Origin of the sequence: Vibrio sp. 1562 (assembly GCF_033340155.1) — a bacterium.
GTDB classification, from domain to species: domain Bacteria; phylum Pseudomonadota; class Gammaproteobacteria; order Enterobacterales; family Vibrionaceae; genus Vibrio; species Vibrio alginolyticus.
Genome location: NZ_JAWOVY010000795.1, coordinates 1 through 512, shown reverse-complemented (window position 1 = coordinate 512; position 512 = coordinate 1). Strand labels below are relative to the sequence as shown.

Here is a 512-nt window from a genome sequence, read left to right as displayed (position 1 = left end):
CTTGCTAATAAAGGCACGTCCGTTCAAACGGGCAAGCCAGTGGTGTCACCAACACAAACGAAACAGTTGAATGCATTGCTCGCAACTTGTGGTTTATACGATGGTGCCGGTGAGTTTGCTTACCGTGTGGGTATGCCGGGTAAATCTGGCGTTGGCGGCGGTATTATTGCCGTAGTGCCGGGTGAAATGACCATTGCGGTTTGGTCTCCAGAACTTGATGCATCAGGGAACTCGTTGGCGGGTACGAAAGCACTGGAACTGCTCTCTGAGCGAATTGGCCGTTCGATTTTTTAGTGTTAACTGTTTCTATACAAAAAGCCTCTCGTCTGAGAGGCTTTTTTGTAGTTCGCGTGGTTTACTCTTCGTCTTCTTCTGCCATAAAGGCTTCAAGTAAGTCGTTGAGGAACAGCTTTCCTTTCTCGGTGATCTGCCAGTGCGTCTCCGTTTCACTCAAATAGCCCATCTCTAACGCCCAATCAATGGTGTCTTGAATGGTACTGAGCGGCAAGCCA

Annotated in this window: 1 protein-coding gene and 1 pseudogene; one reads left to right on the top strand and one right to left on the bottom strand. The window is 48.8% G+C overall.

Going from position 1 to position 512, the window contains the following annotated elements; translation table 11 throughout:
- The coding region (locus tag R7Z49_RS27720; RefSeq protein ID WP_318112860.1) for a glutaminase at positions 1-294 on the top strand (294 nt) is incomplete at its 5' end.
- Positions 295-355: 61 nt separating this feature from the next.
- Here R7Z49_RS27720 and R7Z49_RS27715 read toward each other — a convergent pair.
- Positions 356-512 (bottom strand): annotated as a pseudogene (locus R7Z49_RS27715) (YggW family oxidoreductase); the annotation flags it as partial.